Source organism: Pseudomonas sp. 18175, assembly GCF_050432925.1.
In the GTDB taxonomy this organism is placed as follows: Bacteria; Pseudomonadota; Gammaproteobacteria; order Pseudomonadales; family Pseudomonadaceae; genus Aquipseudomonas.
Genome location: NZ_JBKFTO010000001.1, coordinates 149,464 through 167,172, shown reverse-complemented (window position 1 = coordinate 167,172; position 17,709 = coordinate 149,464). Strand labels below are relative to the sequence as shown.

Genomic DNA, 17,709 nt, shown 5'->3' with positions numbered 1-17,709 from the left:
CAAGCTCGCTCGTACAGGGGTCGGCGACATCAACACATTCAGTGGCCCACGCCACACAGGGAGAAAACATGGCTGTTGATATTTTCATCAAGATCGGCGACATCAAGGGCGAGTCCATGGACAAAGCCCACAAGGACGAAATCGACGTATTGAACTGGAGCTGGGGCATGGCCCAGTCCGGCAACATGCACGTGGGCGGTGGCGGCGGTGCAGGCAAGGTGAATATCCAGGACCTGTCGCTGACCAAGTACGTCGACAAGGCCTCGCCGAACCTGATGATGCACTGCGCCAGCGGCAAGCACATCGACAAGGTCAAGCTCACCGTGCGCAAGGCCGGTGGTGAAAGCCAGGTCGAGTACATGGTGATCAACCTGGAAGAAGTGCTGGTTACCTCGCTGAGCACCGGCGGTTCGGGCTCCGATGACCGCCTGACCGAAAACGTCACCCTGAACTTTGCCCAAGTAATGGTCGACTACCAGCCGCAGAAAGCCGACGGCACCAAAGACGGCGGCGCGATCAAGTTTGGCTGGAATATCCGTTCCAACACCAAGCGCTGATAGCCTTGGCGGCCCTGGTTCTGCGCCACGGCCGCCTGCATTTTGTCCCTCCCGCAACCCGTCCGTGGAGCTGCTTTGGTGGTCACTGAAATCGCTTCCCGCGACCGTCTGCAACCGTCCCTGCTGGACCGGTTGACCGATGACGATCCAACCAATCTCAAGGAAAGCGCCGACAAACGCGTGCTGTCCCTGACCCAATTGAAAGCCTCGGTGCTGCGCGACCTGGCGTGGCTGCTCAACACCACGTCGTTGTTGGATGCCGATGCAACGCTGCACACCCCGGCCGGTACTTCGGTGGTCAATTACGGCCTGCCGGCGCTGGCGGGCAACAGTGTGTCCAGCGTCGATATCAAGGCGCTCGAAGCGTTGATCTACCAGGCCATCGCCACGTTTGAACCGCGCATTCTGCGCCACACCTTGCGGGTCAAAGCCCGTGTCGGCCATGGCGAGATGAACCACAACGCGCTCAGTTTCGAGATCGAAGGCGACCTGTGGGCGCAGCCTGTGCCCTTGCGCCTGTTGCTGCAAACCGACCTGGACCTGGAGTCCGGCCATGTACGCGTGGTGAATGCCGACCAGCGGAGACGCCCATGAACCCGCGCCTGCTGGAGCTGTACAACCAGGAACTGCACCATGTGCGCGAAAGCGCCGCCGAGTTCGCCAAGGAATACCCGAAGATCGCCAGTCGGCTGACGTTGTCCGGCATGGACTGCGCCGACCCGTACGTCGAACGTTTGCTCGAAGGCTTTGCCTACCTCACGGCCCGCGTGCAACTCAAGCTCGACGCCGAGTACCCGACCTTCACCCACAACCTGCTGGAAATCGCCTACCCGCACTACCTGGCGCCCACGCCGTCGATGACCGTGGTGCAATTGCAGACCGACCCGGACGAAGGCTCACTGGCCAGTGGCTTCCCGCTGCCCCGCGACACCGTCTTGCGCGCCGCCCTGGGCCGTGAAACCCAAACCTGCTGCGAGTACCGCACCGCGCACCCGGTGACGTTGTGGCCGTTGCAGGTCAGCAACGCCGAATACTTCGGCAACCCCGGCGCCGTGCTCGGTCGCCTGGCCGCCAGCGAACCGAAAGCCAAGGCTGGCCTGCGCCTGACCCTGCGCACCGGCGCCGAACTGCCGTTCAACAGCCTCGACCTGGACAACCTGCCGCTGTACTTAAGCGGCGCCGATGAGCAACCCTTCCGCCTGTACGAGCAACTGCTGGGCAATGCCTGCGCGGTGTTTGCACGCAAGCCCGGTGGCGATTGGGTCGAGCGGTTGCCCCAGGACGCGCTGCGTTCCCGGGGTTTTGACGATGCCGACGCCGCCATGCCCGTGGTGGCGCGGGCGTTCCAGGGCTATCGCTTGCTTCAGGAATACTTCGCCCTGCCCCACCGTTTTCTGTTCGTGGAATTCGCCGAGCTGAGCCGGGCGGTCAAGCGCTGCGATGGCCAGGAGCTGGAGCTGATCGTGCTGTTTGATCGTCACGAGCCGAGCCTGGAAGGCAGCGTCGGCGCGGCGCAGTTTTTGCCGTTCTGTACGCCGGCGATCAACCTGTTTCCCAAGCGTGTGGACCGTATCCATCTGTCGGACCGGGTCAACGAACACCATGTGATCGCCGACCGCACGCGGCCGATGGACTTCGAGATTCACTCCCTGAGCGGCCTCACCGGCCACGGCACCGGGCCGGAGCAGCCGTTTTTGCCGTTTTATGCGGTGCGCGATCCATCGCGTTATGGCCGCGATCAGGCCTACTACACGGTGCGCCGTGAGCCCCGAGTGTTGTCCAGCGATCAGCGCCGCAATGGCCCGCGCTCCACCTATGTGGGCAGTGAAACCTTCGTCAGCCTGGTGGACAGCCGCCAGGCGCCGTACGGCCACGACTTGCGTCAGCTCGGCGTGACCGCGCTGTGCACCAACCGCGATTTGCCGTTATTCATGAGCGTGGGCAATGGCAAGACCGACTTCACCCTGGCCGACAGCGCGCCGGTGTTATCTGTGCGTTGCGTGGCCGGGCCGAGCCGCCCGCGTGCCAGCCATGCCCACGACGCCAAGGCCTGGCGCCTGATCAGCCAGCTGTCGCTCAATTACCTGTCGTTGAGCGAGCAAGGCCAGGGCGCCGGCGCCTTGCGCGAACTGCTGCGCCTGTACGGCGACAGCAACGACGCGGCGCTGCAATTGCAGATCGAAGGCCTGCGCGAAGTCAGCAGCAAAGCCGTCACCCGGCGCCTGCCGATGCCCGGCCCGATTGTGTTTGGCCGTGGTTTGGAGATCACGTTGGAGTTCGATGAAAACGCGTTTCGCGGCACCGGCGTGTTCCTGCTCGGTGCGGTGCTGGAACGCTTTTTAGCGCGCTACGTGTCGATTAACAGCTTTACCGAAACGGTGATCCGTACTACCGAGCGCGGCGAGATCATGCGCTGGAAAGCCAAGCCCGGCCGGCGGCCGACCCTGTGAATACCTTGGATGCGATGCATCAGGAGCCCTGGGAATACGATTTTTTCCAGGCGCTGCGGCGTATCGAGTGCGAATCGCCGGACCTGCCGCGCCTGGGCCACTCCCTGCGCCTGGCGGACGACCCACTGCGCCTGGGGCAACAGGCCGATTGCACCTTCGCACCGGCCACGCTGGCCTCGGTCGATCCCGGTGGCGACGGCAAACCGGCGCGCCTGGAGCAGTTTTTCTTCGGCCTCGGCGGCCCCAACGGCCCGCTGCCGCTGCACATCACCGAGTATGTGCGCGAGCGTCAGCGCAACAACGCCGACAGCACCAGCAAACAGTTTTTGGATGTGTTCCACCATCGCCTGCTCAGCCTGTTTTACCGGGCCTGGGCCGAGGCGCGGCCAACGGTCAGCCATGACCGCCCAGACGACGATTACTGGTCCGCACGCCTCGCGGCCCTGAGCGGACGCGGCATGCCGAGCTTGCTCAACCAGGGTTTGATCCCCGACACCGCAAAGCTGCATTACAGCGGCCACCTGTCGGCGCAAACCCGTTACCCGGACGGTTTGAAGGCCATCCTCGGCGAGTATTTCGGCCTGCCCGTGGCGATCGAAGAGTACGTCGGCCAATGGCTGGAACTGCCCGAACGCAGCCGCGTGGGCGTGAGCGCCAACCGCCTGGGTGTGGACTTTTGCCTGGGCAGCCATGTGTGGGACCGCCAGCATAAATTCCGCATCCGCCTCGGCCCGCTCACCCTTGACGACTACATGGGCATGCTGCCCGGCCAACAGCCGTTCAACGAGCTGGTGGCGTGGGTGGCCGAGTACCTGGGCCATGAATTGGACTGGGACTTGAACCTGGTTCTGCAACAACCCGAAGTGCCGGCGCTGCAACTTAACGGCCAGTTCCGCCTGGGCTTCAACACCTGGCTCGGCAAGCCCGAGCAAGACGCCAACGACCTAATCCTGGCCCGGCATTACGCCGACCACGCCACTACCTCAAGGAATCCAGAGCATGGGTGAAATCAGTCGCGCCGCACTGTTCGGCAAACTCAACAGCGTGGCCTACAAGGCCATCGAAGCCGCCACGGTGTTCTGCAAGTTGCGCGGTAACCCCTACGTGGAACTGGCCCACTGGTTTCACCAGTTGCTGCAACTGCAGGACTCGGACCTGCACCGCATCATCCGTCAGTTCAACGTGGAACCGGCGCGCCTGGCCCGTGACCTCACCGAAGCGCTGGACCGCCTGCCCCGCGGCTCGACGTCGATCACCGACCTGTCCTCCCATGTGGAAGAAGCCGTTGAGCGCGGCTGGGTCTACGGCAGCCTGATGTTTGGCGAAAGCCAGGTGCGTACCGGTTACCTGGTGCTGGGCATCTTGAAGACGCCGAGCTTGCGCCATGCATTGCTGGGTTTGTCGGCAGAATTCGACAAGATCAAGGCAGAAGCCTTGAGCGAACGCTTTGACGAATACGTCGGCGACTCGCCGGAAAACGCCCTGAGCGCCAGCGATGGTTTCAATGCCGGTGCCGTACCGGGTGAAGCCAGCGGCGCCATGGCGCCCAGTGCCATGGGCAAGCAAGAAGCCCTCAAGCGCTTCACCGTGGACCTGACCGAACAGGCCCGCAGCGGCAAGCTCGACCCTATCGTGGGCCGTGATGAAGAGATTCGCCAACTGGTGGATATCCTCATGCGCCGACGCCAGAACAACCCGATCCTCACGGGTGAAGCGGGCGTGGGCAAGACCGCCGTGGTTGAAGGTTTCGCCCTGCGCATCGTCGCCGGCGACGTGCCGCCCGCGCTCAAGGACGTGGAACTGCGCAGCCTCGACGTGGGCCTGCTGCAAGCTGGCGCGAGCATGAAAGGCGAGTTCGAACAGCGCCTGCGCCAGGTCATCGAAGACGTGCAGGCCTCGCCCAAGCCGATCATCCTGTTTATCGACGAAGCCCACACATTGGTCGGTGCCGGTGGCGCCGCCGGGACCGGCGATGCGGCTAACCTGCTCAAGCCTGCCTTGGCCCGTGGCACCCTGCGGACCGTGGCCGCTACCACCTGGGCTGAGTACAAAAAGCACATCGAGAAAGACCCAGCGCTGACCCGGCGTTTCCAAGTGGTGCAGGTGGCCGAGCCTTCGGAAGACAAGGCGCTGCTGATGATGCGCGGTGTGGCCTCGACCATGGAGAAACACCATCAGGTGCAGATCCTCGACGAAGCCCTGGAAGCCTCGGTGAAGCTGTCCCATCGCTACATCCCGGCGCGTCAGTTGCCGGACAAGTCCGTAAGCCTGTTGGACACCGCCTGCGCCCGCGTCGCCATCAGCCTGCACGCAGTGCCCGCCGAAGTGGACGACAGCCGCCGTCGCATCGAGGCCCTGGAAACCGAGCTGCAAATCATCGCCCGCGAGCATGCCATCGGCATTGCCATTGGTGCGCGTCAAACCAACAGCGAAGCGCTGTTGAGTGCCGAGCGTGAGCGTCTGGCTACCCTGGAAAGCCGCTGGGCCGAAGAAAAAGCGCTGGTGGACGAACTGCTCGCCACCCGCGCGACCCTGCGCGAAACCGTCGGTACCGTAGACAGCGGCAACGACGAGCTGCGCGCCCAACTGGTCGACCTGCAGCAGCGCCTCAGCGCCCTGCAAGGCGAAACTCCGCTGATCCTGCCCACCGTGGATTACCAGGCCGTGGCCTCGGTCGTCGCCGATTGGACCGGCATCCCAGTGGGCCGCATGGCGCGCAATGAGCTGGAGACGGTGCTCAACCTCGACCAGCATCTGAAAAAACGCATCATCGGCCAAGACCACGCGTTGCAGATGATCGCCAAGCGCATCCAGACCTCCCGCGCCGGCCTCGACAACCCGAGCAAGCCGATTGGCGTGTTCATGCTCGCCGGCACCTCGGGCGTGGGCAAGACCGAGACCGCCCTGGCCCTGGCCGAAGCCATGTACGGCGGCGAGCAGAACGTGATCACCATCAACATGAGCGAGTTCCAGGAAGCCCACACGGTGTCCACCCTCAAGGGCGCGCCACCGGGCTACATCGGCTACGGCGAAGGCGGCGTGCTGACCGAAGCCGTACGGCGCAAACCCTACAGCGTGGTGCTGTTGGACGAGGTGGAAAAAGCCCACCCGGACGTGCATGAGATTTTTTTCCAGGTGTTCGACAAAGGCGTGATGGAAGACGGCGAAGGCCGGGTGATCGACTTCAAGAACACCCTGATCCTGTTGACCACCAACGCCGGTACCGAGCTGATTTCCCGCGTGTGCAAAGACCCTGCGAATGTGCCGGAGCCGGAAGAGATCGCCAAGGCGTTGCGCCAGCCGCTGTTGGAGATTTTCCCGCCGGCACTGCTTGGCCGTTTGGTAACGATCCCGTACTACCCGCTAAGCGACGAGATGCTCAAGGCGATCACCCGCCTGCAACTGAACCGCATCAAGAAGCGTGTGGAGAGCACCCACAAGGTGGCCTTCGACTACGACGACGCGGTGATCGATTTGATCGTCTCGCGCTGCACCGAAACCGAAAGCGGCGGGCGCATGATCGACACCATCCTCACCAACAGCCTGCTGCCGGACATGAGCCGCGAGTTCCTCACGCGCATGCTGGAAGGCAAGGCGTTGGCGGGGGTGCGGATCAGCAGTCGGGATAACGAATTGCACTACGCCTTCAGCGACGCCGATTGACCTGACGGAACGCGGTAAAAAATGTGGGAGCGGGCTTGCTCGCGAAAGCGCTGTGTCAGTTGACACATCCGGTGGCTGACTCACCGCATTCGCGAGCAAGCCCGCTCCCACATTTGGATTCGGTTTCTTCAGTTATCTAGTCATTTACGAGATACCCGATGCTTTTTAACCAAGCCTCACGCCTGGCCAAAATCACCAGCCCCCTCGGGCCGGATGTGCTGCTGCTCAACCAAATGGGCGGCGGTGAGGAGTTGGGGCGGCTGTTCAGCTATGAGCTGCAACTGACCTCCCTGGACGCCAACATCGACCTCAACCAGTTGCTGGGCAAACCCATGAGCGTGGGCGTGCAGCTGGCAGACGGTGGCGAGCGGCACTTCCACGGCATCGTCGCCCGTTGCAGCCAAGACATCGACCAAGGCCAGTTCGCCAGTTACCAGGTGGTGCTGCGCCCGTGGTTCTGGTTGCTGAGCCGCACCTCGGACTGCCGGATTTTCCAGAACCTGAGCATCCCGCAGATCATCAAGCAGGTGTTTCGCGACCTGGGTTTTTCCGACTTCGAAGACGCCCTGAGCCGCCCGTACCGCGAGTGGGAATACTGCGTGCAGTACCGCGAGACCAGCTTCGATTTCGTCAGCCGCCTGATGGAACAGGAAGGCATCTACTACTTCTTCCGCCATGAACAGGACCGCCATGTGCTGGTGCTGGCCGACGCCTATGGCGCCCACACCACCGTGCCCGGCTACGCCTCGATCCCGTATTACCCCAAGGATGAGCAACAGCGCGAGCGCGACCATATGCACAACTGGCATCTGGCACGGAATGTCCAACCCGGCTCGCTGGAGCTCAACGACTACGATTTCCAGCGCCCCAGCGCTCGCATCGACGTGCGGTCGGCCATACCCCGCGAGCACACCGCCGGCGATTATCCGCTGTACGACTACCCCGGCACCTACGTGCAAAGCGAGGACGGCGAACACTACGCCCGCACCCGCATCGAAGCCCTGCACACCCAGCATGAGCAGATCGAATTCAGTGGCAATGCACGGGGCCTGGGGTCGGGGCATTTGTTCAGCCTCACCGGCTTCAGTCGCCAGGACCAGAACCGCGAATACCTGATCGTCGGCATCCGCTACTACATCACCCAGGAAAGCCTGGAAAGCGGTGGTGGATCGGGCTCGGCACAGTTCGAAAGCAGCCTCAACTGCATCCCCGCACAGCAAAGCTACCGCGCCTTGCAGAGCACCCATCGGCCAGAGGTCAAAGGCCCGCAGACCGCCGTGGTGGTCGGCCCCAAAGGTGAGGAAATCTGGACCGACCAGTACGGCCGCGTGAAGGTGCACTTCCACTGGGACCGTCACGACCAGTCCAACGAAAACAGCTCGTGCTGGATTCGGGTATCGCAGTCCTGGGCAGGCAAAAACTGGGGTTCGATGCAGATCCCACGGATCGGCCAGGAAGTGATCGTGAGCTTTCTGGAAGGCGATCCTGACCGGCCGATCATCACCGGGCGGGTGTACAACGCCGAACAGACCGTGCCCTACGACCTGCCGGAAAACGCCACCCAAAGCGGCATGAAAAGTCGCTCCAGCAAGGGCGGCACGCCGGCCAACTTCAATGAAATCCGCATGGAGGACAAGAAGGGGCTGGAGCAGCTGTATATCCACGCCGAGCGTAATCAGGACATCGTGGTGGAGGTGGATGAGAGCCATTCGGTGGGGCATGACCGTAACAAGAGCGTTGGGCACAACGAGACGGTGACGATTGGCAATAACCGCCTGCGCATCGTCAAGCAGGAAGACATCCTCTCGGTGGGCCAGAAAAAGACCGACAGCATCAGCCAAAGCTACGTCATCGAAGTGGGCGAAAACCTGCGTCTGGTGTGTGGCGAAAGCATCCTGGAATTGAACGCCAGCGGGCAGATCAACCTGACCGGCGTGCAAATCAGCTTCTACGCCAGCGGCGATGCCGAGTTCAACACCGGTGGCGTGCTGCACCTGAACAACGGCGGCGGCCCCGGCGCAACGCCCGATGGCCAGGGTGTGAAAACCAGCATCGACGCCAATATCAAAGCCGCGTTCCCAACGCCTAAAAGCTCCTGACGAGACCTGTTTTCCATGACGTACCGAATCAACGAATTCCAGCTGCAACTGCCCGCCGCCGAGGTGCAGGACGCCACGATCAACATCCTCAAGTTCCCCGAGCTGGGCACTTCGCTGATCATCAGCCGCAGCTTGCTGGCAGACGGTGAAACCCTGCACAGCAACTTCGATGACCAGCTCAAGCGCCTGGAAAAACAGGTGCAGGATTTGCGCTTCCAGCCGGGCGTTGATGTGCGGTTGGGGGCGGATCAGGACGTGCCGGCGATTGAGCTGCGCAGCCAGTTCAACAAGGGCAATGACAAGGTGTTCCAGTACCAACTGGCGCTGGTGCTGCCGGGTACGCGCAAGATGCTTGCCTTGAGTTATGTGAAGGCCGACGCCTTGGGGGATGCCGAGGCGGCGCACTGGGCCTTGATCAAGAATTCGCTGTCGTTCGACGCCCTTTGATGAGCGGCCTGCATGTCTGACGCGCTTTGGGCGGCCCGAATGGGCGATGCGCTCGACCACACCTCGATGATGGCCGACATTCTCGGCGGCGTGCTGGAGGTGGCGGCCAATATCGCCATCACCGCCGTGGCGACCGCTGCCGTGGTCGCCGCCACCGGGATTACCGTGGCCACCGGCGGGCTTGGCTGCTTCCTGCTGGGCGCGGTGGTGGGCACCATTGTCGGGCTGGCCATGAGCAAGACCGGCGCGGACAAAGGCTTATCGAATTTATGTGAGAGTTTCAGCAACGCCCTGTTCCCGCCCACGGTGCAGGCCAATATTCTCACCGGCTCCACCAATACCCTGACCAACAACATTCCCGCTGCTCGCGCTGCCGGGGCAATCAGCTCCCATGTCGCGCCAGCGGGTACCGAGCTGGAAGAACCCGCGCCAGAAGCCAGCTACCTGGACATGGCCGAGAGTTTCTTCTCGCAGATGTGGCGCCCCACCGTGGCCACGCCAGCGCCTGGCGCCGTGCCCAAGCCGCTGGACCTGGTGGCCTGCATGAAGCATCCGCCGATGCCACCGCAGTTTCTGGCCGAAGGGTCGGACAAGGTCACGATCAACGGCCAGCCGGCGGTGCGCAGTGGTGATCGCAGTACTTGTGATGCAAAGGTGGTGTCGTCCGGGTTGATCTCGTCCAACGTGACCATTGGCGGCGGCTCGGTGGTGGTGCGCGAGATTCGCAGCGGCAAGACCCCAGGCGTCGGGCTGGCGGTGACGGCGTTGTTGATGCTCAAGGGCGGCAAGGGCAAGTTCTTCAGTAAATTGCCGTGCATGCTGATCAGTGGCGCCACCTCGATGGCCGTCAGCAGTGCCATGGGCGCCATGGCCAATGCCGCGATGGGCTCATCGAACCCGGTGCACGCGGCCACGGGCGCCAAGGTCCTGGGCGGTGCCGAGGAGCTGGATTTCGTACTGCCGGGCATCCTGCCCATCGATTGGCAACGCTTCTACAACAGCCGCGATGAACGCACCGGTAGCGTGTTTGGCGCGGGTTGGAGCGTGGTGTATGAAGTATGCGTCGAGATCCGCCCCCATCCCGATGGCGGCGACACGCTGATCTACACCGACGAGCAAGGTCGCCCTATCGACATGGGCTCGATTCCCTTGGGTGGCGCGGTGTTCAGCGCTGGCGAAGGGCTGGCGGTGCGGCGTCATCTCAATGGGCAGTTGCTGATCGAGAGCGACGATGGCCTGTACCGTTTGTTTGAGCCCAGCGCCAACCCCACGCTGCTGCGCCTGACTCAGCTTGGCGACCGCAACGACAACCGTATTTATATCGACTACGACGACGCCGGGCGCCTGGTGCGGCTGCGCGATACCTTCGATTTGGTGCAGGTGGCGTTGATCCGTGATCAAGGCCAGTTGGTGCGGATCGAACGTGTCTACCCTGATGAGCGTCGCGAAGTGCTGGTCAGTTATGGCTATGACAGCACCGGTAACCTGGCTGAAGTTCGCGATGCTACCGGCCAAGTGCAGCGGCGTTTCGCCTACGACAGCGCCCGCCGGATGGTGGAGCATCAACTGCCCACCGGATTGCGTTGCTTTTATGAGTGGGCATTGGTTGAAGGCCTGGAGTGGCGCGTGGTCCGGCATTGGACCGACGAGGGCGACGCGTACCAGTTCGACTATGACTTGCAGACCGGCCTTACCCGTATCAGCGACGGCTTGCAGCGCGTCAGCACACGGCGGTGGAACCCACAGCACCAAATTACTGAGTACCGCGACAACCTCGGCCAGACCTGGTTGTTTGAGTGGAACGACGAACGCCAATTGCTCAGCGCCACCGACCCGCAGGGTGGGCGTTATGAATACAGCTATGACGAAGCCGGGAATCTGATCGGCGAGAGTGACCCGTTGGGGCGCAGTGAGTCGACGTTGTGGCTGGAGCATTGGGCGTTGCCGATGGTGGAGACCGACTCCGCCGACAACAGTTGGCAGTATCGCTACGACCCGCGTGGCAATTGCACCGCCGAGACCGACCCGCTGGGCTACGTCACCCGCTACCGCTATGACGATCACGGCCAACCCGTAGAAATCATCGACGCCACCGGCAAAAGTAAAAAACTGCGCTGGAACCCGTTCGGGCAGTTGGTCGAGCACGTTGATTGCTCGGGCTACCCAACCCGCTTTGGCTACGACGAGCGTGGCAACTTGCAGGTGATCACCGATGCCCTCGGCGAGCGTACTCTGTTCAGTTATGACGCCCAGGGCCGCTTGCTCAGCAGCCAACTGCCGGACGGACGCACCGAGCAGTACCAGCGCGACGTCAGCGGGCAACTGGTGGGCTACACCGACCCAGCCGGGCACACCACGCTGTACCAGCACAACCGTCGCGGCCAGGTACGCCAGCGAACCGACGCCCACGGCCGGCAGGTGCAGTTCGGCTATGACAGCTACGGGCGGCTGCAAGCGCTGATCAACGAAAACGGTGAGCGCTATCGGTTTGCCTGGGATGCTGGCGACCGGTTGACGGAACAGCAAGACCTCGACGGCAGTGCCAAGCGCTACCGCTATGACCTGCTAGATAACGTGATTGAGGTCGCCGCGGTCCCAGCCCCTTACGGCAATGGCCTGGCGGTCGTCCCCGAGACACCACCCGCGCCCATCGTGCATCGCCTTGAGCGTGACGCGGTTGGCCGCCTGATCGCCAAGACCACCGACGATGGCCGTACCGACTACGCCTACAACCCGGTGGACCAACTCACCGCCGTCATCTTTACCGATGTGCAGGGCAATGCACAGGCCTTGGGCTTCGCTTACGACGCCCTCGGCCAGCTACTCGCCGAGCAAAGTGCAGCGGGCAACCTGGCGCATCACTACGACGAACTCGGCAACCTGATCCAGACCCAACTGCCAGACGGCCGTTGGCTCAATCGCCTACGTTACGGCAGTGGCCACCTGCACCAGATCAACCTCGACGGCCAGGTCATCAGCGATTTTGAACGCGACCGCCTGCACCGCGAAGTACTACGCACCCAAGGCCAGCTCACCACCCGCAGCGAATACGACCGCAGCGGCCGCCTGCGCGCACGCCAACGCCGCCACGCCAGCCAGCCCTCGTTGCTACCCGCAGCGGCGCAAAAACAATTCGAATACGACCCGGCTGACAACCTGATCGGCAAACTCGACCAGCAACCCACCACCCAACACCGCCAACTGCTGCACTACGACGCCACCGGCCGCATCATTGCCAGCCAAGACAGCCTCCATGGCCAACGCGAAACCTTCGCCTACGACGCCGCCGCCAACCTGCTCGACGGCCCGCCACCGGGCGCTGGGTTGGTGGTGCATAACAAGCTGCTGACCTATCAGGACAAGCGCTACCGCTACGACGCCTTCGGCCGCACGATAGAAAAACGCAGCGCCGCGCGGGGCTTGCAGCGGTTTGCCTACGACGCCGAAAGCCGGTTGATTGAAGTGCACAACGAGAACGGCAGCGTGGTCAGGATGACCTACGACCCGCTGGGCCGACGCATTGAAAAAACCGAATACGCCAACGATGGCTACCCGCTGGGCGAAACGCGGTTTGTGTGGGACGGCCTGCGGTTATTGCAGGAGCATCGGCACAGTCAGACCAGTCTTTATATCTACCAGGACGAAGGCTACGAGCCCCTGGCCCGTGTTGACGGTACGGGGCCGTTGCAGAAGATTCGGTACTACCACAACGACCTGAACGGATTGCCCGAACAACTCACCGAAGCGGATGGGCACAACGTCTGGCAGGCGACGTATCGGGTCTGGGGCAACACGCTGGAAGAAGCGCGGGAGCCGTATTACATCGAAGAGCAGAACCTGCGGTTTCAGGGGCAGTATCTGGATCGGGAGACGGGGCTGCATTTCAATACGTTCAGGTTTTATGATCCGGATGTGGGGCGGTTTACTACGCCGGATCCGATTGGGTTGCACGGCGGGTTGAATTTCTATGCATACACGCCCAACCCGTTCGGTTGGATCGACCCCCTCGGGTTGTCCTGCCGCCTGAATTCAGTGGGCAGAACACCAGGCAAAGGCAGTCGGACAGGGAAGGCGGTGATCGCGCGAATGAAAGCCGAAGGCAAAATAATTGGCTCCGGAAAAAACATGCGGTTCCAGAGCACTGATAAAAAATGGTATTCGATCAAAGACGCTGACATGGCCCATAAAACCGATGCTGTTAAGTATTGGAACAGCAAAGGCGGTTACCACGGGGCTAAAACCAAAGAAGTAAGGGGTTGGATGCGCGACCCTGACAACTATGAGCTGGAATACTATTCCCATAACCGATCAAAAGGTGCACAGCTAACCGACCGGTACAAAGACCCCGGTGACTTTATCGGTCCAGCAGAAAAGCCAAAATATTAGTAAGGATTATTTTATGAAAGACCTGGCAGACGAGAATCCAACATTGGCCGACAAGATCATGGCCATCATGGCTTCAGGCAATGATCTCGATGAGCAAAACAAGAAAGTGGAAGCCAAGGCCCTGTACCAGCAAGCCTGGGACTTGCTACCGGAACCAAAACTTGAGTGGTCGCCTTTATCTTCTTGGGTTACAGGGTCTTTCTTCAATCTTCACTTTGATAACGGCGACTTCAAGGCCGCTGAGCCTTGGGCACAAAAGACATTGGATGGTCGAGAATCTGATATTGATACCGGCCCGCTGATTAACCTCGGGATGGTATTTTTCGAATTGGGAAAACCTACCGAAGCCTATAAGTACTTTGATGAGGCTCATGGATTCGGCAAAGCGCGTGCCTTTCAAGAAAGACCAAAGAAATATCTGAATTTCTATCTGGACGAAAAAAAGAAAAGTCACTGATATATTCGTCCTAACAAAAAATGGGCACCCAACCCAGTCGGCGTGCCCATTTTTCCTACCGCCCCGCCCCCTTTCGAGACGGTACAACCGGTTACTCGTTAACCGTATCTTTCAACGATTTACCCGGCTTGAACGCAACGGTGTTGCTCGCTTTGATTTTCACCGGCTCGCCGGTCTGTGGGTTTTTGCCGGTGCGGGCGCCGCGGTGGCGTTGCAGGAAGGTGCCGAAGCCAACCAGGGTGACGCTGTCCTTGCGGTGCAGGGCGCCGGTGATTTCTTCGAGAACGGCGTTGAGGACGCGGTTGGCCTGTTCTTTGGTGAGATCCGCTTTTTCAGCGATGGCGGCTGCGAGTTCTGGTTTACGCATGTGTGAAGCCTCTTTGACGGTTTTTTGTTGTTATGTCCGTGTTGCTCTCTTCTGGAGCAACGCCCAAAGCGCCGCAGGCTCTACTCTGCGGCAGACGGAAGTGAGAATGGCATGCTCACAGACGCTGCGCCAGTCTCGCAGCGACCTTTCTGGGGGTAAGAACGTGCTGATTCCGACAGAACGACCAGTATTTACGCCAGCAACGGCGGAAGTTCTTTGTTGAGGGCCAGTTTTTCCATCACGGCGCTGCCGGTGAGCGCGTAGCCCAGTAAGCGACCGCTGGCGTCACGGCACAGGGCCTTGATGTCGGCGCCTTGGCCTTCGACGCTCCACACGCCTTCGGTGCCCCGTGGCGGTGGCGAAACCACCAGCGGGCAGACCGGTGTCTTGACGGTGACGGGCATCGGGCCGTAGCTGACCGCCGTGGCGTTGCCGGCCAAAGTCTGGGCCAGGGCGCGGGCACAGCTCATCAGGGGCATCACGTACAGCAGGTTCAGGCCGTCGACCTCGGCGCAGTCGCCCAGGGCGTAGATGTTGGCGTGGGAGGTCTTGAGGTGGCGATCCACGGTGACCCCACGGTTGGTCTGCAAGCCGGCGGCGGCGGCCAGGTCGACACGCGGGCGCAGGCCGATGGCCGAGACCACCAGGTCGCAGTGGATCACTTCACCGTCCGACAGGTGGGCTTCCAGGCCGTCGGCGGTGCGTTGCAGGCGGTTGAGCACCGGGCCCAAGTGGAAGCGTGCGCCGAGGCTTTCCAACCCGGCCTGGACAGCAGCGGCCGCCGCCGGGTGCAACAGAGTCGGCATGACTTGTTCGCAAGGCGCCACCAGGTCGATCTCGTAGCCACCGAGGATAAGGTCGTTGGCAAATTCACAGCCGATCAGGCCGGCGCCGAGCAGCAGCACACGGCGCTTGCCAGCAGCGGCGGCGCGAAAGCGTGCGTAGTCTTCAAGGTCGTTGATCGGGAAAATCAGCTCAGCGGCGTCGCCTTCCACGGGCACACGCACGGTCTCGGCGCCCCACGCGAGGATCAGGTCGCGGTAGGCCACCGCTTCCTCGCCGATCCACAGGCGCTTGTGGCCCGGATCGATACCGCTGACGCGGGTATGAGTACGCACCTCGGCCTTGAGTTGCTCGGCCATGGCGCCGGGTTCAGCCATGCTCAAGCCATCGGCTTCCTTGTTTTTGCCAAAGCCGGTGGAGAGCATGGGCTTGGAGTAGGAGCGCCCGTCATCTGCGGTGATCAGCAGCAATGGGGTCTCGCTGTCGAGCTTGCGAAACTCCCGGGCTACGTTGTAACCGGCCAGTCCTGTGCCGATGATCACGACAGGTGCGTTCATTCCTTTCTCCTTGTAGTACGTTTCTTAAAATCAGAATTAAGCGATTTCGATCATTTCGAAATCCATTTTGCCCACGCCGCAGTCCGGGCACAGCCAGTCTTCCGGGACGTCTTCCCAACGGGTGCCGGGCGCGATGTTGTCATCTGGCCAGCCTTCAGATTCGTCATAGATCAGGCCACAGACGATACATTGCCACTTCTTCATCACTTACTTCCTCAGGGAGTCCAGGCGTCTTGGCCGACGGTCGATGGATACAGCGTTGCCGTACGGCTCAGGGCGTTTTGTACTGATCGGGGCGTGCAGATGCAAGCATGATCGGCGCAAACGGCGGGTTTGGCGCGGCAAAAGCGCAGGACGCCATGGTAAGCTCGCCGCCTCTTTTGCTGCCAATACTGACTCACTGTGCCGCACTCAATCGCCCTTCCCGCTGCTTGCCAATGGCTGACCCAGAGCCTTCTAAGCCCCTTGCCTGCGCCCCTGACCCTCAACTGGCTGCTCGATGAAGGCTCGCTTACGCGACGGCTGACGGGGTTGTCCAACGGTGGTTTCAGCGTGACGCCGCTGTTCGAAGGCTGGCAACCGTTGCGGGACGACGAATGCGCCGCCCTGAACCTGGCGCCAGCCACGGTGGGCTGGGTGCGCGAAGTGTATTTGCGCGGGGCTGGCCAGCCGTGGGTATTCGCCCGCAGCGTGGCGGCGCGCAGTGCGTTGCAGGGCGACGGGTTGCACATGGATGAGTTGGGCAGCCGCTCCCTGGGGGAGCTGCTGTTCTGCGACCAGGCCTTCACCCGCCAGGCCATCGAGGTGTGCCATTACCCACGCCAGTGGCTGCCCACGGCGGATCAGGTCGATGGTTTGTGGGGCCGTCGCTCACGCTTTGATCGCGGTGCCCTCAGTATCCTGGTGGCGGAGATCTTCTTGCCGGCCTTCTGGCACGCGCTGCATGACCATCCGGAGAACCGCTGATGTATCAACGTCTGCTCAAGTCCCTGAACCGCCTGAACCCAAGGGCCTGGGATTTCATTCAGTTGACCCGCATGGACAAGCCCATTGGCATCTACCTTCTGCTGTGGCCGACGCTATGGGCATTGTGGATTGCTGGAAAGGGCTCGCCGTCCTTCATCAATATCGTGATTTTTGTGCTGGGCGTGGTGCTGACCCGCGCCGGCGGCTGCGTGATCAATGACTGGGCCGACCGCAAGGTCGACGGCCATGTGAAGCGTACCGAGCAACGCCCGCTGGTCAGCGGCAAGATCAGCTCTAAAGAGGCGCTGGTGTTTTTTGCCGTGCTGATGGGCATCAGCTTCCTGCTGGTGCTGCTGACCAACGCCACCACCATCCTGCTGTCCCTGGGCGGCCTGGCGCTGGCGGCGAGTTATCCGTTCATGAAGCGCTACACCTATTACCCACAGGTGGTACTGGGCGCGGCGTTTTCCTGGGGCATGCCGATGGCGTTCACCGCCGAGACCGGCAGCCTGCCTGCTGCCGCGTGGCTGCTGTATATCGCCAACCTGTTGTGGACGGTGGGGTATGACACCTATTACGCCATGACCGACCGCGATGACGACTTGAAGATCGGCGTGAAGTCCACGGCCATTCTGTTTGGCGATGCGGACCGCGTGATCATCCTGACGCTGCAAGGGCTGGCGCTGGTGTGCCTGTTGCTGGCGGGCGCGCGGTTTGAGCTAGGGGGTTGGTTCCACTTGGGGCTGCTGGCGGCGGCGGCGTGCTTTGCGTGGGAGTTCTGGTATACGCGGGACAGGGATCGGATGAAGTGCTTCAAGGCGTTTTTGCATAACCACTGGGCGGGGTTGGCGATTTTTGTGGGGATTGTGTTGGATTACGCGTTTCGCTAGGTGCCATTTTTTGTAGTGACTGGACGGACGCCTTCGCGAGCAAGCCCGCTCCCACATTTGAGTGTATTCACAAATCAAAATGTGGGA

General features: G+C 61.7%; 14 protein-coding genes. 11 read left to right on the top strand and 3 right to left on the bottom strand.

Going from position 1 to position 17,709, the window contains the following annotated elements; translation table 11 throughout:
• The first annotated feature begins 68 nt into the window (after positions 1–68).
• The 9 genes from ACLD1Y_RS00705 to ACLD1Y_RS00665 all read left to right on the top strand — a co-directional run bounded on the left by ACLD1Y_RS00705 (position 69) and on the right by ACLD1Y_RS00665 (position 14,059).
• Entirely contained in the window at positions 69–557 is a 489-nt protein-coding gene (locus ACLD1Y_RS00705) for an Hcp family type VI secretion system effector (protein ID WP_017735732.1), read from the top strand.
• A 78-nt stretch (positions 558–635) separates the two neighbouring features.
• A complete protein-coding gene (gene tssE / locus ACLD1Y_RS00700) occupies positions 636–1,151 on the top strand; it encodes a type VI secretion system baseplate subunit TssE (protein ID WP_026013585.1) in 516 nt (171 codons plus the stop codon).
• Positions 1,148–3,007: a type VI secretion system baseplate subunit TssF gene (gene tssF / locus ACLD1Y_RS00695; protein WP_429474580.1), complete on the top strand. Its 1,860-nt coding sequence runs from the start codon at positions 1,148–1,150 to the stop codon at positions 3,005–3,007. Before tssE ends, tssF begins: the two co-directional genes overlap by 4 nt.
• Positions 2,971–4,014, top strand: a complete 1,044-nt coding sequence (gene tssG / locus ACLD1Y_RS00690) for a type VI secretion system baseplate subunit TssG (RefSeq protein WP_429475348.1) — start codon at positions 2,971–2,973, stop codon at positions 4,012–4,014. Before tssF ends, tssG begins: the two co-directional genes overlap by 37 nt.
• The gene (gene tssH / locus ACLD1Y_RS00685) at positions 4,007–6,670 is read left to right on the top strand and encodes a type VI secretion system ATPase TssH (protein WP_429474578.1); all 2,664 of its coding nucleotides are present in this window, start codon (positions 4,007–4,009) and stop codon (positions 6,668–6,670) included. Before tssG ends, tssH begins: the two co-directional genes overlap by 8 nt.
• Before the next feature lie 158 nt (positions 6,671–6,828).
• Positions 6,829–8,769, top strand: coding sequence for a type VI secretion system Vgr family protein (locus tag ACLD1Y_RS00680; protein WP_429474576.1), 1,941 nt, complete (start codon positions 6,829–6,831; stop codon positions 8,767–8,769).
• Between the two features lie 15 nt (positions 8,770–8,784).
• The gene (locus ACLD1Y_RS00675; protein ID WP_429474574.1) at positions 8,785–9,216 is read left to right on the top strand and encodes a DcrB-related protein; all 432 of its coding nucleotides are present in this window, start codon (positions 8,785–8,787) and stop codon (positions 9,214–9,216) included.
• A gap of 12 nt (positions 9,217–9,228) precedes the next feature.
• The gene (locus tag ACLD1Y_RS00670) at positions 9,229–13,602 is read left to right on the top strand and encodes an RHS repeat-associated core domain-containing protein (protein ID WP_429474572.1); all 4,374 of its coding nucleotides are present in this window, start codon (positions 9,229–9,231) and stop codon (positions 13,600–13,602) included.
• Positions 13,603–13,615: 13 nt separating this feature from the next.
• Complete coding sequence (locus ACLD1Y_RS00665) at positions 13,616–14,059, top strand: hypothetical protein (RefSeq protein ID WP_429474571.1); 444 nt, start codon at positions 13,616–13,618, stop codon at positions 14,057–14,059.
• A 91-nt stretch (positions 14,060–14,150) separates the two neighbouring features.
• Here ACLD1Y_RS00665 and ACLD1Y_RS00660 read toward each other — a convergent pair whose 3' ends face one another.
• From ACLD1Y_RS00660 to ACLD1Y_RS00650, 3 genes are all read right to left on the bottom strand, one after another.
• Positions 14,151–14,426, bottom strand: coding sequence for an HU family DNA-binding protein (locus tag ACLD1Y_RS00660; RefSeq protein ID WP_095014020.1), 276 nt, complete (start codon positions 14,424–14,426; stop codon positions 14,151–14,153).
• Positions 14,427–14,617: 191 nt separating this feature from the next.
• Positions 14,618–15,766 carry an NAD(P)/FAD-dependent oxidoreductase gene (locus ACLD1Y_RS00655; RefSeq protein ID WP_429474568.1) on the bottom strand — a complete coding sequence of 383 codons (1,149 nt, stop codon included), beginning with the start codon at positions 15,764–15,766 and terminating at the stop codon, positions 14,618–14,620.
• Between the two features lie 36 nt (positions 15,767–15,802).
• The gene (locus ACLD1Y_RS00650) at positions 15,803–15,970 is read right to left on the bottom strand and encodes a rubredoxin (RefSeq protein ID WP_429474566.1); all 168 of its coding nucleotides are present in this window, start codon (positions 15,968–15,970) and stop codon (positions 15,803–15,805) included.
• A 198-nt stretch (positions 15,971–16,168) separates the two neighbouring features.
• Between ACLD1Y_RS00650 and ACLD1Y_RS00645 the strand changes: the two genes are divergently transcribed.
• Both ACLD1Y_RS00645 and ubiA read left to right on the top strand, forming a co-directional pair.
• Positions 16,169–16,732 (top strand): chorismate--pyruvate lyase family protein, encoded by a 564-nt coding sequence (locus ACLD1Y_RS00645; RefSeq protein WP_429474564.1) that lies wholly within the window; start codon positions 16,169–16,171, stop codon positions 16,730–16,732.
• Positions 16,732–17,622 (top strand): 4-hydroxybenzoate octaprenyltransferase, encoded by an 891-nt coding sequence (gene ubiA / locus ACLD1Y_RS00640; RefSeq protein ID WP_429474562.1) that lies wholly within the window; start codon positions 16,732–16,734, stop codon positions 17,620–17,622. The genes ACLD1Y_RS00645 and ubiA overlap by 1 nt, the downstream gene beginning before the upstream one ends.
• The last annotated feature ends 87 nt before the right edge of the window (positions 17,623–17,709 follow it).

Coding starts and splice junctions, on each gene's coding strand:
- ACLD1Y_RS00705 (WP_017735732.1), top strand. CDS start 69: ATGGCTGTTGATATTTTCATCAAGATCGGCGACATCAAGGGCGAGTCC.
- tssF (WP_429474580.1), top strand. CDS start 1,148: ATGAACCCGCGCCTGCTGGAGCTGTACAACCAGGAACTGCACCATGTG.
- tssH (WP_429474578.1), top strand. CDS start 4,007: ATGGGTGAAATCAGTCGCGCCGCACTGTTCGGCAAACTCAACAGCGTG.
- ACLD1Y_RS00680 (WP_429474576.1), top strand. CDS start 6,829: ATGCTTTTTAACCAAGCCTCACGCCTGGCCAAAATCACCAGCCCCCTC.
- ACLD1Y_RS00675 (WP_429474574.1), top strand. CDS start 8,785: ATGACGTACCGAATCAACGAATTCCAGCTGCAACTGCCCGCCGCCGAG.
- ACLD1Y_RS00670 (WP_429474572.1), top strand. CDS start 9,229: ATGTCTGACGCGCTTTGGGCGGCCCGAATGGGCGATGCGCTCGACCAC.
- ACLD1Y_RS00665 (WP_429474571.1), top strand. CDS start 13,616: ATGAAAGACCTGGCAGACGAGAATCCAACATTGGCCGACAAGATCATG.
- ACLD1Y_RS00660 (WP_095014020.1), bottom strand. CDS start 14,426: ATGCGTAAACCAGAACTCGCAGCCGCCATCGCTGAAAAAGCGGATCTC.
- ACLD1Y_RS00655 (WP_429474568.1), bottom strand. CDS start 15,766: ATGAACGCACCTGTCGTGATCATCGGCACAGGACTGGCCGGTTACAAC.
- ACLD1Y_RS00650 (WP_429474566.1), bottom strand. CDS start 15,970: ATGAAGAAGTGGCAATGTATCGTCTGTGGCCTGATCTATGACGAATCT.
- ubiA (WP_429474562.1), top strand. CDS start 16,732: ATGTATCAACGTCTGCTCAAGTCCCTGAACCGCCTGAACCCAAGGGCC.